Origin of the sequence: Seohaeicola sp., assembly GCF_048006315.1 — a bacterium.
Classification (GTDB): domain Bacteria; phylum Pseudomonadota; class Alphaproteobacteria; order Rhodobacterales; family Rhodobacteraceae; genus Seohaeicola.
The window spans coordinates 931,972-946,226 of the sequence record NZ_CP180350.1; the positions used below are offsets into that span (position 1 = coordinate 931,972).

Consider the following 14,255-nt stretch of genomic DNA (forward strand, 5'->3'; position numbering starts at 1 on the left):
AAAGCCGGACATGCCATTCCGTCGCCAAACCTACCGAACCTGCTGTGAGGCGTTTGGTCGCCATATGGTCATTCACGCACCATACTGCGCTGAGGGCCGTCGCCAATATGCGCTTGCATCCGCAGACTTACCGGATATCAAAGGTCGGCGACTGTGGTCTGGCGCTTGTGCGCTTGCCTTGGTGCCCCATTCATAGGACGTTTGTCGACATGGATAAAGAAATGTTTGTTACCAAGCCATTGCTCCCACCGATTGAGGAGTTCAAGGGATATTTGGACGCGATCTGGGCATCTGGACAATTGACAAATTGCGGACCCTATCACGCTGAACTTGAAGACGCGCTGTGCGCGTATCTTGGGGTTCCGTACATTTCACTGTTCAACAACGGAACAATTGCGCTTCTCACAGCGTTGCAGGCGTTGAATGTCGAAGGAGAGGTTATCACGACCCCTTTCTCGTTTGTTGCGACGACACATGCCGTGCTATGGACGAAGTCGACGCCGGTGTTCGTAGATGTGTGCCCCGACACATTGAACTTGGACCCAACCACCATAGAAGAGGCGATCACCGATCGGACTGCGGCCATTCTTGCAGTTCATTGCTACGGTCATCCGGCGGATGTCGATGCAATCGATGCGATCGGCAAGGCGCATGGCCTGCCGGTAATATACGATGCTGCACATGCTTTCGCGGTTGATTGCCATTGCGGTAGTGTGCTGAACCATGGCGACCTTTCGGTGCTGAGTTTCCATGCCACGAAGGTTTTCAACACCTTCGAGGGCGGCGCAATCGTGAGCGAAACCCGCGCGATGAAGGATTATATCGACCAGTTGAAGAATTTCGGGCACGAAGGCGAAACGCGCGTTGTGCAGCCCGGGATCAACGGCAAAATGAGTGAATTGAACGCGGCACTTGGCTTGGTGCAACTGAAGTACGTCGATGCGGCAATCGCGCGCCGTGGTGAGATAGACAGACGATATCGTGAAGGTCTGGCGGATGTTCCGGGCATCGCCTGCTTGGCCGGCAGCGGTCAAATACGCCATAACTTTTCTTACTTTCCTATTCGGGTGCAGGACGGTTTCCGCATGAGCCGCGATGCGTTATACCACCATATGAAGGAAAATGGTGTACATCCACGTCGGTACTTCTATCCGCTGATCCCCGAATTCCCTATGTACAGCAGTCTGCCCAGTGCCGACATCTCGCGTCTGCCCCACGCAGCAAAGGGGGCCGCGGAGATTCTGTGCCTGCCTATTTATCCTGACATGACGGACGCCGAAGTGGACCGGGTTTTGGACTTGATCCGGCCCTGAACCAGTTGACCGAGAAGGAGTTATGGCCGTGCGGATTGCGATCATGCAGCCCTATCTTCTGCCGTACATCGGCTATTTCCAACTGATAAATCATGTTGATCGGTTCGTGGTCTACGACCGAATCAAGTATACCAAGAAGGGTTGGATCAACCGAAACCGCATGCTGCGCAATGGCGACCCCGTTACGTTTACTGTGCCGGTGCGCAAGGATGCAGATCATCTGGATATCTACCAAAGGTACGTCGCAGAAAGTTATGTCCCCGGAAAACTAATTGGCCAGATCGAGGGGGCCTATCGTGGCGCCCCACAATTTGCCGTAACGATGCCGGTTGTGCACGAGATCCTGAACTATGCCTCAAAATCACTGTTTGACTTTCTGGACCACAGTCTGCGGCTGACTTGCCAGCATATAGGGATTAAGACACCGATTGTCGTATCCTCGGCAATCGAGCCTTTACCTTGCCGCGAGGCTTCTCCACTGCAGGGTCAGGACAGAGTAATCGGAATCTGCACGGCGCTTGGGGCTACGGACTATGTGAACCCGATCGGAGGCCTTGAATTGTATGATGCCGGGGCTTTCGCTGCCCATGATGTGTCGCTAGGGTTCATAAGAACGACCAAGGTGCACTACGCGCAGTTCGTCGAGCCGTTTCAACCGAGTCTTTCAATCCTGGACGTGATGATGTTCAACGACCTTGACCGCATCTGCGAATTCCTAACGACTGGATTCGAGCGCGTAGCCCCGCGGAGCTGACTCAATGTTTATCTGGCAAAAACTCGGGCTGGTGTTCAACCCTGCTGCTGTTGGCGATAGGCCGTGGCTTCATTCCTTTGCGCAGGCGCCAGCGTCGCTGCAACGAGATAGTGCGTTGCGGATGTATTTTTCCTGTCGTCCGCCGGCCGATCCAGATGGACAGTTCGTCAGCTACTCGGCTTGGGTCGATCTGGATCCTGCAGACCCCACCCGTGTGTTGAAAGTTGCTGACGCGCCCATACTGTCACTGGGTGAACTTGGCACGTTCGACGAATTCGGCACCTACCCGGTGTCGGTAATTTCGCGCAACGACGAGATCTGGGCCTATTACGGTGGCTGGACCAGATGCCGCAGCGTACCCTTCAACGTTGCAATTGGCGTTGCGGTCAGTCGTGACGGGGGCGTCAGTTTCGAACGGCGCGGGCCGGGGCCGGTGATTGGCTATTCCCCGTACGAGCCTTTCGTTATGAGCGGACCAAAAATCCGTCGGTTCGGCGACCTTTTTTATCTGTTCTACATCGCCGGACGATCTTGGAAGATGGCCGATGGCCGCGCCGAACCAGTTTATCGAATCCGAATGGCGACATCCCGCGACGGCTTTCAGTGGCACAAACATGGGCGGGATCTGATACCACCTCGCATCGAACCTGACGAGGCGCAAGCAAGCCCGGACGTACATTTCCATAACGGGCGCTATCACATGTTCTTCTGCTACCGTTACTCAACCGGGTATCGCGGCCATGAGCGCGGATATCGCATTGGATATGCGCATAGCACTGATCTTGTGAACTGGCATCGCGACGACACGTTGGCTGGTCTACACCCTTCGCAGAGCGGTTGGGACAGCGAAATGGTCAGCTATCCGCATGTGTTCATGGCAAACGGTGAAACCTATGTTGCATATCTTGGAAATGGTGTGGGCCGCGACGGCTTCGGGCTCGCAAGGCTGCAGGCCCGGCCATGACATTGCAAAGGCTTGGACAGATTTTCGATCCGCGGGCGCATAGATTGCTGACGGGCTGCGTTGATTTCGCCCAATCGCCGCAAACCCTCATGCGTGACAATGGTTTGCGTGTGTATTTCTCCACAAGGTCTGCGGAAACAGACGGCACGTTTCGCAGCCACCCCGCCTATGTGGATTTTGATATGGACCTGCGCACGATCCGCGGTGTGTCATCGCATCAAATCCTGCCGCTGGGTGCACTTGGCACCTTTGACGAGCATGGGATCTTCCCGCTTAGCGTGCTTCGTAGCGGCTCGGAAATCCGCGGGTACACGACGGGTTGGAACAGGCGTGTCTCTGTGTCGGTGGATACCGGAATCGGCCTTGTAGTAAGCTATGATGACGGCGAGACATTCAGCCGGATCGGCGATGGCCCTATCCTTGGGCCGAGCCTGCACGAACCAATGCTCGTGTGCGACGGATTCGTTTTAGAGGCTTTTCAGCGGTTCCATATGTTCTACATATTTGGCCAGCGGTGGGTACGCGAAACTGCCGAATCGCCGCCCGACCGAGTTTACAAGATCGGTCATACCACATCGGTAGATGGCGTTTTCTGGGAACCCTCTGGCGGAAAAACCATCCTGCCTGACCAGATCGGTTTGGATGAATGCCAGGCCCTGCCTAGCGTCGCTTGGTACGGTGGGCGATATCACATGGCATTTTGCTATAGAGATGCGCACGGTTTTCGTCATGACCGCGCCCGGGCCTACCGATTGGGCTATGCTTGGTCGGATGATTTGGAAAACTGGACGCGCGACGATGACGTGCTGGCTATGGCTCCTCAGGCTGGGGCATGGGATTCTGAAATGCAGTGTTATCCGCACCTTTTTGTTCATCAGGGCGTGCTTCACATGTTGTACAATGGGAATGCATTCGGTCGGTACGGCTTCGGCTTGGCGCGTCTAGACCTGTGACCGGAACAGATCGCTCTGCGCGCCCGGACAACGAGCCGGGTGATGCCAATCAGGGCGGTATTGTGCTGCGTCACAACACGGCGTCGCTTGAAGCTGTACTGGACCATCTATGGCGCTGCGACACTGCATTCAGCCCACCTCTTTCGTCGCGTGTGAAGCTGCCCGAATATGCAGCCCGCCTTATGGACAAGTCCGAAAGAGTCGAGGCGTGGCATTGCGGCCGCCACAAGGAGACACTTGTCGGGCTGGTGGCACTGTATTGCAATGCGGAGGATCAGGTTGATGCCTTCATCACATCAGTCAGCGTGGACAAGGCCCACCAAGGGACAGGGATTGGGCGAAGGCTGGTTTTCGCGGCGCTGCAACACGCCAAAAATGCAGGTTTCGTGCAGATCAACCTTAGGGTCCACACAGGGGCAATGGCAGCGCGTCAAGTCTATCACGCTCTAGGTTTCGTCGAAAGCGAGCGCAGCGGTGACGAACTGACCCTTGTGCGGCTATTGCCGCGGCGATCTCATCCTGTGGGTTCCACAGATCAAGACACCTAAGTGTTGGATGTGACTAAGGTCAGGACCCATTGATTTTGGTGTGAACCTCTGAACCACCGCTTCCAGAATGGAGCGGCGACATGAGCGATCTTTTCTGGCTGACCGATGCGCAGATGGCGCGTCTCGAACCTTTCTTTCCGAAGTCTCACGGCAGGCCACAGGTTGATGACAGGCTTATTTTGAGCGGGATTATATTCATCAATCGCAATAGCTTACGGTGGCGGGACGCGCCTGCGGAATATGGCCCATCAAAGACGCTCTACAATCGCTGGAAGCGGTGGAGCGACAAGGGCGTCTTGATAGTGCCCCATGGCGTGGTGTAGCTGGCTCTGATCGTCACCGTGATATTCGATGCAGGCCTGCTTGATCAGGATGCCACGGCGGGCAGGCTGATGACGGGATCATCGCCCATTGGCGCGATGGTTTCCAGTGTCATGTAGCGGGCGCGCTGGACGGCCCATTCATCGTTTTGCTCCAGCAGCAATGCTCCGACCAGACGGACGATGGCGTCATCGTTCGGGAATATACCGACGACATCAGTACGCCGCTTGATTTCGCCGTTCAGGCGTTCGATGGGGTTCGTCGAGTGCAACTTGGCGCGGTGTTCCTTGGGAAAAGTCATGTAAGCCAGAACGTCGTGCTCAGCGTCGTCCATGATCGTCGCAAGCTTCGGCACCTTGGGCCGGATCTGGTCGGCGACGCTGCGCCATTGGATGCTAGCGGCTTCCGCGGTGTCCTGGGCGAAGGCTGTGGCGATGAAGGCGGATACCACTCTGCGCCCGCTCTTGCCGGCATGGGCCGCAATATTCCTTTGAAAATGGACGCGGCAGCGTTGCCAAGTGGCGCACAGCACCTTCGACACCGCGGCCTTGATGCCCTCGTGAGCATCCGAGGTCACCAGCTTCACGCCACGCAGGCCACGCCGCGTCAGCTTGCGAAGGAACTCGGTCCAGATCGGCTCGGCCTCGGAAGTCCCTATTTCCAAGCCCAGAACCTCGCGTCGGCCGTCGGTGTTGACGCCGATGGCGATGATGACCGCCACCGACACGATCCGTCCGCCACGCCGGACCTTGAGATAGGTCGCGTCGATCCACAGGTAGGGCCAATCGCCTTCAAGCGGGCGGTTGAGGAAGGCCTTCACCTTGCCGTCGATCTCTTCGCACAGGCGACTGACCTGGCTCTTGGAGATGCCCGACATGCCCATCGCCTTGACGAGGTCGTCAACGGATCGCGTCGAGATGCCTTGAACATAGGCTTCCTGGATCACCGCCGTCAGGGCCTTCTCTGCCATCCGCCGGGGTTCGAGGAAGCCTGGAAAGTAGCTGCCCTTCCTGAGCTTCGGGATGCGCAGTTCGACCGTCCCGGCCCGGGTCTCCCAATCCCGGTCGCGGTAGCCGTTGCGCTGCGCCCGCCGCATCGGATCTTTCTCGCCATAGGCTGCGCCAGTCGCGGCGCCGACCTCCAGCTCCATCAGCCGTTCGGCGGCAAAGCCGATCATCTCGCGCAGCAGATCCGCATCGGGGGTCTTCTCCACGAGGTCGCGGAGGTTCATCATGTCATTGGTCATCGGTGGAATCTCCAGTCCGGGTTGGTGTTAGCAACCAGACCTTACCGGAACTTCGCCGGTGACCACCTCCGCCAGAACCTACACCACGCTGTGGGGCACTATCGGCGTCTTTGCACGCATGCTTCTGGAACTGGCTGATTGGGGCGGTGGGACGGACACACTTATGATTGATGCCACCCACTTGAAGACGCCCTGCACCGCATCGAGTCTGGGCCTAAAAAAGGGGGGCGTGGTCGCCTGATTGGACGAACCAAGGGCGGGATGAACTCTAAACTGCACACAATCACGGACGCTTTCGGTCGCCCCCTGCGCATGTTCCTGACGGCAGGCCAACGCATCGATTACATTGGAGCACGGGCGTTGTTGGAAGGTCTGCCGCCTGCCAAACACCGACCCTTTTTGGGTTGTTTCCGCGTGACCTTCAGCCCCTCCCGTCGCCAGATCCTTTCAACGCGCATATAGTTCACGTGCCAGCCGCTGTTGTTCAGCATCCCGGTGATCATGCGGTATCCATAGCGCCCGAACTCTCGCGTCAGTGCGATAATGTCCTCGGTCAGCCGTTCTTCGTCTGGCATGCCGATGGGCACACTTCGCTGCGTAGAGCGATGCTGCCCCAATGTGCGGGAGACCCGGCGTTCAGATGCGCTGAGGGTCTGCCGTACATGGTCAATGCACCGGCGGCGACGGGCGGGGCTCAGAAGTTTCCCCTGGCAGCCTCAGTCAGAATCAACTTGCCCAGCGTCAGATCTGAAACCGCACGCCTGAGCCGGGTATTCTCTGTCTCCAGCTCTTTCAAACGTTTGAGCTGATCCCGGCTCATGCCACCATACTCTTTGGGCCATCGATAATAGGTCGGCTGCGTCACGCCGATCTGGCGCACAGCATCGGCAATCGAGCTGCCTTGCCCTTGCAAAACTTCGACCTGCCGCAGCTTCAGCACGATCGCTTCGGGTTTGTCTCTCTTTCCAGCCATCTCTGGTCCTCCTGAAATGGGATATTACTATCCCAGCTGGTGCACCACTTCAGTGGGGGCACTCCAGGTTCAACGTTAATATCAACACCATCATGGAGGAATAGCTTGACGACTGATCTGTGCTAGGGCAGACGTCCCTCGTGCTTACGCCCAAAACCTTCGTTATCTGCGCTTGAAACGGATAACTTCTGAGGATGGTATAATGGATGATTGGAATGAGCCATTCGCGGACAGGGCCGCATCGATGCATGACCCAGTCGTTGAACCACTTGTTTCGATTGTCGTCGCCGTTTACCAGAACGCGGGATCTTTGACCCAGACACATGCCGAGATATCGGCGCTCTTTGCCGGGCCTCTTTCGGACTACCGCCACGAAATGGTGTTTGTGGACGACGGGTCTACTGACGGGTCGCTTGAAGAACTGCGCAAGCTGCGGGAACACGACACGAACGTAAAGGTTATCACGTTCACGCGAAACTTTGGTCAGATGGCAGCAATGCTTGCCGGATTTGCCGAAGCGCAAGGCGACGCGATAATCAACATATCAGCCGATCTGCAGGATCCTGTCGATCTTATGGCCGACATGGTCGGGCAATGGAGATCGGGGTCCGAAATCGTGATCTGTTACCGTTCGCACCGCTCAGATCCAATGACATCCCGACTGCTTTCTCGCATGGCCTACGGCGTACTTCGCAAAGCTGTGCCGCAAATTCCACAGGGCGGCTTTGACTACGTTCTGATGGACCGACGTGTGATGAATCAGTTTAACGCAATGGATGTGCGGCATCGGTTTTTTCAGGGTGACTTGCTCTGGCCCGGCTACCGCACAAGCTTCATTCCCTATGTGCGACGCGCGCGCACGATTGGCCGATCGCAGTATAAGTTTGGCAAGAAACTCAAGAACTTTCTTGATGCCATTCTCGATTCTTCCTTTCTTCCGATCCGTGCAATCACCATGCTGGGCATGGTAACCTGCTTTTCGGGTCTGTTGTATGCGATGACGATCATCTATGCATGGTCGATCGGAAACGCTCCCTTCGAGGGTTGGGCGCCGCTCATGATCGTGATGTTGATCGTTGGCGGTGTCATCATGCTGATGCTGGGTGTCATCGGCGAATATGTGTGGCGCATCAACGAGGAAGTACGCAAGCGTCCAAACTACGTCATACGGGAAAAGTTGCATTGACCCGTATCCTTTCGCCCACGATTATGGACGGTATCGCCTGTTACAGTGTCGGGACCGCTACTGCCTATGACGACTATCCCGATATCGGGTTCGACTTGACGGATGCGAACGCAGAAAAAAGCTTCTGGGTAAGGTCGCGCAACCGGCTTTTCGGATGGCTGGTGCGCCGCGAGGTGGCACGCCTTTGTGAGGCAAGGCTTTTGGATGTAGGCTGTGGGACCGGCGATTTCATGCGCGAGTTGTCGGGAACGCGCGGCTTGTCACTGACCGGGTCTGAAATTTATCTTGCCGGACTGCGCTTTGCGCGCAAACGCCTGCCCTCGTTGGATTTCGTTCAGTACGACGTGACTGAGGGCAGCCTTGATTTGAAGTTTGACATCATCACCGCCTTCGATGTGCTTGAACACGTTGAACGCGATCTGGACGGAATGCGCAACATACGCGCTATGCTTAGTGAAAATGGCGTGTTCATTCTGTCGGTACCTCAGCACGCGTTTCTCTGGAGCACGCTAGACGAACTGGTTCACCACAAACGACGTTATTCGCGCAGCCTGATGCTCGAAAAACTCAGGGATGCAGGTTTTCAGCCTGTTCGTGTAACCAGTTATGTTTTCACGCTTTTCCCATTGATGCTTTTGTCAAGGCTGTTCGATAAGGTAAATCGTCGCCGCACAGATCGAGCCCACGATGGACAGAACGCTGACGCAGGGCAAGAGATAGAATCCCGCGTCGTGTTTTCCGCACCGATAAACTGGATGTTCGACCGGATCATGCGGATTGACGAGTTACTGGTGAGGCTTGGTCTTTCGCTGCCGTTCGGGGGTACGCTAGTGGTTGTGGCCCGGCGCGACGATAGTTGATGGAGGTGGGGTTCCAGCAACAGATTGTGCGCTTTTTGATCGTGGGCGGAGTGAACTTCCTGTTCACGTTCGCGATCTACGCAAGTGCGCTGAACCTGCTGGACCTCCCCTATGTGATTGCGCTTGTGCTGGCCTGGCTGCTGGGCAACATCCTGACCTATGTGCTAAACTTCTTGTGGGTGTTCCGTCCCGAAAGGCAACTGAATTTCCGGACGCGTTTCGTGAAGTATCTCGGCGCCGGGGCAGTTTCAGTTACTCTGAACGTCGTCATCTTGTCCGGCCTTGTGGAAATTGGCGGCATGGATCCACTTTTGGCGCAAGCGGTGCTGATCCCCTTTATCGTCGTTGGCAATTTCACAGCAGCCAAGTGGTGGTCGCTTCGTCAGGCTGATACACGCTCATGATACCTGATCGTGTTACTGGGCATGGCATTCTTTCTTGTGTCAGCATTGCCTGCCTTGGTGTGCTGGTCCTTGCAATCGTGTGGGCGTCCAATCGTGGGCTCGAGATTACCGACGAAGCCTATTACCTTTTGTCGGCCATGCATCCCGACGCAGTTACGCTCTACATCTCGGGGCAGCACTGGCTCAGCGCGCCGATCTGGCGGATAACGGGCAGCCTTCAGACATTTCGGCTGGTCGGTGCGCTCCTTCTGCTTCTGTCCGGCTGCATTCTTGGTCTTGGTGCCTGCCATGCGCTGAGTGCAGTCGGAGATGCGCCGCAGCGCAGGGCGAAACCGGGCTTGGTCGCGGCAGCTGGTGGCATAGGGGCGCTTTTGTATGTTGCGACGATCGCTCCCAGTCCATCTTATAATCTTTTTGCAGCGGCGGGTGGGTACTCAGGGGCAGGTATCGTCCTGCTGGCGGTCGGCAGGTCAGGCCGTACTGCGCTGGTGGGGGGCTTGCTGGCTGGTGCCGCGCTGGCAATATGCTTCGTGGCCAAACCGTCGGCGGGTATCACCTGTTCGCTCGTTGCACTACTTCTGGGCGCATCTCTCGGGCGGGGCGGCGAGCGCTGGATGTTGTGTCTTGGGCTTGTTGTAGGGGCGCTGGCGAGCATTATGGCACTCTTGGCGTTACAACCGTCAGAGCCGCCCGTGTTGGACAGCCTGGGCAACGGACTGGCTCTGTTCAAAGTGGTTCAGACCGAAACCGTTTTTGCCCGATTGATCCGCTATTCAGTCACGATGGCCGATGCAATCGGTGCTACGCTCCTGGCGTTCTGGCCTGCGCTCGTTCTGGCCATCTCGTTGCGAATACTCCCTCGTTTGTGGCTAGCTGGGCTAATGCTCGCGGCGCTTTGCGTTACGGTTTTAGTCGGTGACCACCATCTTGGAGGCATGTTCGCATACAAGCGCCAGATGGAGGCGGTCTATGCACTGATCTTCATACTTTTGATCTTGGGTTTGCCGCTGGGAAAGGCTGCACTATCGCGGCTTGCGCTGTTCATAGGTCTGCTGATTTTGCCCTTCGCGGTAGCCGTGGGCACCGGGAACGCACTTTTCACACAGGTGATTGTCTCTCTCGCGCCTTGGACAGTGGTCGCCGCGCTTTCGTCGTACTCAACATTCGCTACAAACAATCTCGTTCTTGCGATAGCGCGCTGCGGGGTGGCAGCGATTGTAATGCTTCTGGTGACGGCACAGATTCTAACCAGTTTTACGCGCGAGCCATATCACTTAGCGGTACCTCTGGTACAGCAGGACAACATGACCGCTATAGGCACACTTGGCCATGTGAAGGTAGATGCGGCGACACTTCTGATGCTTCAGGATGTTGCACAGACGCGCCAAAACTGTGCGATATCGCCCGGTGCGATCTACCTCGGTCTGTATAACGTCCCGGGGCTTGCATTGCTGTTCGATGCGGTGCCGCCAGTTTCGCCTTGGTTGAACAATCGCCAACAACTTGATGCCATCACACCATTCTTGCCGTCTAATCCCGCACAACAAGTTGTACGGGCGTTGACCACCGAAGCGAGGGACGAGCCAGACCTAACGGATGGCCACCGCTATTGCGGTACCGTGCGGATTGCCTTTAGCGGTGAAATAGTCGAGATATGGGCGACACATCCGGTGCCGCGCGACGGATAGTGCCGAATTTGGGCTTCGTGCTCGCGCTGCCAAAGTTGTGTGACAGCTTGATATGTGCCACCTGAAGCTTCGTGCGCTCGCCGCCCAGAATGGCATAATCCTCGCTCCAGTCGAATTGGAAGGCCTCACCCGGGCGGAACAGGAGCGGGACGAATGTGCCGCGGCCTGTCGTCTGCTGCTCTCGCTGGCGATCTGCGCGCCACTCCCGGGCGAAGGCCGCCACGCGATTGTAGGATCCGGTGAAGCCGAGCGCGACCAGATCAGCATGCATCCGCTTCAGGGACCGCCGTTGCTTACGCGACTTCCCCGCCTCGGTCTTCAACCAGCCTGCCAGCTTGTCGGCAAAAGGATCGAGTTTGCTGGGCCGCTCCGGCGTCGAAAAGGAAGGCTCGATCGCCCCCGCGTTCAGATACTTCTTGATCGTATTGCGCGACAGACCAGTCCGTCGGGCAATCTCCCGGATCGGGAGGCCGTGCCGCAAACGCAGCTTCCGTATAATGTTCAAAAGTCCCATGTGGATCACTCCGTTGCCCCCCCTGCGCTCGTCGCGTGGGGGAAGGGTCACATGGGTCAATTCTCAATGGAAATTAGGACGCTACCCGGGTTAGTTCTCGCTGGAAATCAACATCCTGCTCCCTACTTTGCATCTCGGTCCAGTTTTTCCAGCAAGAGTTCCAGCTTTGCGTCCAAGCTTTTGCTTTTGCCTGCGTTCCGGATTAGTTCGCGTTGCCGTGCAAGGGGAATTTGACCGTAACTGGAAAGGGTTGTTACGACGCTCTCGTGACCAAGGTTTTGGCTGAATGCCTTGAACTCTTCGGGCGTCTGGCAGGTGAGGTAGTGCCGCAACTTCGGGCACCGAGTAGGTGCGCGTGATACGGATACGCCTACGGTCCGGGTTCTTGGTTCCCGGCATTGTTGCGATCCTAGTCGCTCGCCCGTATGTCCCGCCCTCCGGTCCCGACAAGACGGGGCGCCGCAGCGATCCAGGACTGCAGGTCTTCAAGGAAGTAAAAGGCGCGTCCGCCCAGAAGAACGTACTGTGGTCCTTGGCCTTTCATTGCCCAGTCGGCGAGCGTCTTCGGCGAGCAGCCAAGGTAGCGGGCCGCGTTCTTGCGATCCATTCGCCCGTCCGGGTGAATGAAGACGCGCTGGGTATCAGTGTCGATTTTCATGGTTTGTTTCCTTGCTCAACAGGATTCTTTGGTCAGCACACGACAAGAAGAGCAAGACATGTATTGAAACTCAATACGTAACGTGCAAAATGGATCACAACAGAACGTTTCGACACGAGGACATCATGGCAATCAAGGTTCCAAAGGGCTCTGGATCGAAGTTGGGTAGGACGGAAACGGTCTCGATTCGGCTTGATCCGCGTCTCAATTACCTGTGCGAACTAGCCGCCAGATCGCAGCGCCGCACCAAGTCTTCTTTCATCGAATCGATGTTGGCTGAGCAGATTCAAACACTCGTCATCAACAAGTGGCGAGATGTAACCTTTGGCGAGCCTGATACATTCGGTTCAATGGCGGACGTGCTGTGGCACGTGAGAGAGAGCCAACGATTAGTTTCTCTGGCCCTGGTTGCGCCCGAACTCATGACCTTTGAAGAGCAACACGTTTGGTCTCTGATCGAAGAGAGCGGATACTTTTGGTTGGGCCGTTGGGAGAAAGAGAAATGGAAATACAGCATAGGCCTCAACAAGATTATTCGTGAGCGTGTCGACGAGTATTGGGACGACATTCTCGCTGTGGCCGCTGGAGAAAAAAACACTGATGCTTTGCCTGTTATCTCTCAAAAATCCGCGAAGCCTGAACCGGAAGAACCGCGAGACATCGATTCTGAGATTCCGTTCTGAGAGGTGATTTATGGCTGTTCGCTTCAACAAGCTCACACGTCCTGCTATTCGCGCATTGCAAGTCGGGCAAAGCCTGACGGAGCATGGCATAACGTTCCGTCGCGATGCCAATGGTGACGGTGTATACTCCGTCAATATCATGGTCGACCGTCGGCGTATTCATCGTGTGATTGGTCGAGAGTCGGAAGGCGTGACAAGGCAGCAAGCGGAAGACTTCATCGCCCAAGCCAGAACCGATGCAAGGCGTCAGCGCTTGGAGTTGCCCGAAGGGCGTAAGACGCCACTGAGCGTCGAAGAAGCCGCAGACCGATATATCCAGCGCCTTCGGGATAGCGACGGAAAGAACATAGACATCAAAGCACGTCAACTAAGACAGCACTTAGTCCCGTTTCTTGCAGCAAAGCCGTTGACTGCCGTCGAGTCTTTCGACGTTGAACGTTACAAGAAGGCTCGCCGAACTGATGGTGCAGCCAAAGCAACAGTGAATCGAGAACTGGCAACGTTATCCCACCTATTGAACCAAGCGGTCGAGTGGAAGTGGATCAAGAGCAAGTCGGTCAAAATCGCGCGCTTTAAAGAAGACAACCAGCGGATCGTGTACCTGACGGATGATCAGTGCGTTGCATTGCTGGAAGCAGCGGCATCGGATCACAACGAAAATGTTCACGCCTTCGTCATGGTTGGACTGCACACAGGGATGCGTCATGCCGAAATTCTCTCGATCTGTCGAGATGATGTCGATGTTGGAAAGCGAGTGATATGGGTTCCGCAGGCCAAGGCGGGGTCTCGTGAGCAACCCATCACGCGCGAACTCGCTGAGTACCTTGAAGAACGTATGGCGATGTTACCGTCGGGCTGCGAATGGCTTTTCCCCTCTCCGGGAAGCGTGACCGGCCACGTCCACACGATCCGCAAGGCCTTTCGCCGGTCCGCTGAACGCGCCGGGCTTGATCCCGACCAGATCACCCCTCACACGCTTCGCCATACGGCGGTTACGCATCTGGTTCAGGCGGGCGTCGACCTGCCCACTGTCCAGCGCATTTCGGGTCATAAGACGTTATCCATGGTTGCGCGCTACGCGCATCAAAGCGGTTCGCACATCGAAGCGGCAATGGATCGACTGGAAGGGCGGGTCAGCGGCACCAAGGAAGACAACATCCGCAAGTTAAAGCTGAAAAGTTCGACCTGAT

Annotated in this window: 13 protein-coding genes and 4 pseudogenes; 13 read left to right on the plus strand and 4 right to left on the minus strand. The window is 56.4% G+C overall.

Features of this window, described 5'->3' with window-relative positions:
• Positions 1–209: 209 nt before the first annotated feature.
• The 6 genes and pseudogenes from ACMUJL_RS04670 to ACMUJL_RS04695 all read left to right on the plus strand — a co-directional run.
• Positions 210–1,313, plus strand: a complete 1,104-nt coding sequence (locus ACMUJL_RS04670) for a DegT/DnrJ/EryC1/StrS family aminotransferase (RefSeq protein ID WP_375570116.1) — start codon at positions 210–212, stop codon at positions 1,311–1,313.
• A gap of 28 nt (positions 1,314–1,341) precedes the next feature.
• A complete protein-coding gene (locus ACMUJL_RS04675; RefSeq protein ID WP_416914148.1) occupies positions 1,342–2,067 on the plus strand; it encodes a WbqC family protein in 726 nt (241 codons plus the stop codon).
• Positions 2,068–2,071: 4 nt separating this feature from the next.
• Positions 2,072–3,031: a glycosylase gene (locus tag ACMUJL_RS04680; protein WP_375570112.1), complete on the plus strand. Its 960-nt coding sequence runs from the start codon at positions 2,072–2,074 to the stop codon at positions 3,029–3,031.
• Positions 3,028–3,984: a hypothetical protein gene (locus ACMUJL_RS04685; RefSeq protein WP_416914149.1), complete on the plus strand. Its 957-nt coding sequence runs from the start codon at positions 3,028–3,030 to the stop codon at positions 3,982–3,984. The genes ACMUJL_RS04680 and ACMUJL_RS04685 overlap by 4 nt, the downstream gene beginning before the upstream one ends.
• Complete coding sequence (locus tag ACMUJL_RS04690) at positions 3,981–4,532, plus strand: GNAT family N-acetyltransferase (RefSeq protein WP_375570108.1); 552 nt, start codon at positions 3,981–3,983, stop codon at positions 4,530–4,532. The genes ACMUJL_RS04685 and ACMUJL_RS04690 overlap by 4 nt, the downstream gene beginning before the upstream one ends.
• An 80-nt stretch (positions 4,533–4,612) precedes the next feature.
• Positions 4,613–4,828, plus strand: a pseudogene (locus ACMUJL_RS04695) (transposase); the annotation flags it as partial.
• Between the two features lie 71 nt (positions 4,829–4,899).
• Here ACMUJL_RS04695 and ACMUJL_RS04700 read toward each other — a convergent pair.
• Positions 4,900–6,099, minus strand: coding sequence for an IS256 family transposase (locus tag ACMUJL_RS04700; RefSeq protein ID WP_375570106.1), 1,200 nt, complete (start codon positions 6,097–6,099; stop codon positions 4,900–4,902).
• Between the two features lie 91 nt (positions 6,100–6,190).
• Between ACMUJL_RS04700 and ACMUJL_RS04705 the strand changes: the two are divergent.
• Positions 6,191–6,483, plus strand: a pseudogene (locus ACMUJL_RS04705) (IS5/IS1182 family transposase); the annotation flags it as partial.
• 5 nt (positions 6,484–6,488) lie between these two features.
• Here ACMUJL_RS04705 and ACMUJL_RS04710 read toward each other — a convergent pair.
• A pseudogene (locus tag ACMUJL_RS04710) lies at positions 6,489–7,072 on the minus strand (IS3 family transposase); the annotation flags it as partial.
• Between the two features lie 202 nt (positions 7,073–7,274).
• On the opposite strand from ACMUJL_RS04710, the gene ACMUJL_RS04715 reads away from it, so the two are divergent.
• Genes ACMUJL_RS04715 through ACMUJL_RS04730 form a run of 4 tightly spaced genes read left to right on the plus strand, consistent with a single transcriptional unit; the run spans position 7,275 to position 11,210 of the window.
• A complete protein-coding gene (locus ACMUJL_RS04715; protein ID WP_375570104.1) occupies positions 7,275–8,258 on the plus strand; it encodes a glycosyltransferase family 2 protein in 984 nt (327 codons plus the stop codon).
• Positions 8,255–9,118, plus strand: a complete 864-nt coding sequence (locus ACMUJL_RS04720; protein WP_375570102.1) for a class I SAM-dependent methyltransferase — start codon at positions 8,255–8,257, stop codon at positions 9,116–9,118. Before ACMUJL_RS04715 ends, ACMUJL_RS04720 begins: the two co-directional genes overlap by 4 nt.
• Entirely contained in the window at positions 9,118–9,522 is a 405-nt protein-coding gene (locus ACMUJL_RS04725) for a GtrA family protein (RefSeq protein ID WP_375570100.1), read from the plus strand. Before ACMUJL_RS04720 ends, ACMUJL_RS04725 begins: the two co-directional genes overlap by 1 nt.
• Positions 9,519–11,210 carry a hypothetical protein gene (locus ACMUJL_RS04730; protein WP_375570098.1) on the plus strand — a complete coding sequence of 564 codons (1,692 nt, stop codon included), beginning with the start codon at positions 9,519–9,521 and terminating at the stop codon, positions 11,208–11,210. Before ACMUJL_RS04725 ends, ACMUJL_RS04730 begins: the two co-directional genes overlap by 4 nt.
• 34 nt (positions 11,211–11,244) lie before the next feature.
• Here ACMUJL_RS04730 and ACMUJL_RS04735 read toward each other — a convergent pair.
• Positions 11,245–11,724 (minus strand): annotated as a pseudogene (locus tag ACMUJL_RS04735) (helix-turn-helix domain-containing protein); the annotation flags it as partial.
• 409 nt (positions 11,725–12,133) lie between these two features.
• Positions 12,134–12,382, minus strand: coding sequence for a helix-turn-helix transcriptional regulator (locus ACMUJL_RS04740; protein ID WP_375570096.1), 249 nt, complete (start codon positions 12,380–12,382; stop codon positions 12,134–12,136).
• Between the two features lie 125 nt (positions 12,383–12,507).
• Between ACMUJL_RS04740 and ACMUJL_RS04745 the strand changes: the two genes are divergently transcribed.
• Positions 12,508–13,065: a hypothetical protein gene (locus ACMUJL_RS04745; protein ID WP_375570094.1), complete on the plus strand. Its 558-nt coding sequence runs from the start codon at positions 12,508–12,510 to the stop codon at positions 13,063–13,065.
• A gap of 10 nt (positions 13,066–13,075) precedes the next feature.
• On the plus strand, positions 13,076–14,254 hold the full coding sequence (locus ACMUJL_RS04750; protein WP_416914150.1) for a tyrosine-type recombinase/integrase: 1,179 nt from the start codon (positions 13,076–13,078) through the stop codon (positions 14,252–14,254).
• Position 14,255 lies beyond the last annotated feature (1 nt).

What these genes read in the sequence shown, in the direction of transcription:
- ACMUJL_RS04730 (WP_375570098.1), top strand. Translation starts at nt 9,519, where the DNA reads ATGATACCTGATCGTGTTACTGGGCATGGCATTCTTTCTTGTGTCAGC.
- ACMUJL_RS04745 (WP_375570094.1), top strand. Translation starts at nt 12,508, where the DNA reads ATGGCAATCAAGGTTCCAAAGGGCTCTGGATCGAAGTTGGGTAGGACG.
- ACMUJL_RS04715 (WP_375570104.1), top strand. Translation starts at nt 7,275, where the DNA reads ATGGATGATTGGAATGAGCCATTCGCGGACAGGGCCGCATCGATGCAT.
- ACMUJL_RS04685 (WP_416914149.1), top strand. Translation starts at nt 3,028, where the DNA reads ATGACATTGCAAAGGCTTGGACAGATTTTCGATCCGCGGGCGCATAGA.
- ACMUJL_RS04725 (WP_375570100.1), top strand. Translation starts at nt 9,118, where the DNA reads ATGGAGGTGGGGTTCCAGCAACAGATTGTGCGCTTTTTGATCGTGGGC.
- ACMUJL_RS04700 (WP_375570106.1), bottom strand. Translation starts at nt 6,099, where the DNA reads ATGACCAATGACATGATGAACCTCCGCGACCTCGTGGAGAAGACCCCC.
- ACMUJL_RS04750 (WP_416914150.1), top strand. Translation starts at nt 13,076, where the DNA reads ATGGCTGTTCGCTTCAACAAGCTCACACGTCCTGCTATTCGCGCATTG.
- ACMUJL_RS04740 (WP_375570096.1), bottom strand. Translation starts at nt 12,382, where the DNA reads ATGAAAATCGACACTGATACCCAGCGCGTCTTCATTCACCCGGACGGG.
- ACMUJL_RS04670 (WP_375570116.1), top strand. Translation starts at nt 210, where the DNA reads ATGGATAAAGAAATGTTTGTTACCAAGCCATTGCTCCCACCGATTGAG.
- ACMUJL_RS04680 (WP_375570112.1), top strand. Translation starts at nt 2,072, where the DNA reads ATGTTTATCTGGCAAAAACTCGGGCTGGTGTTCAACCCTGCTGCTGTT.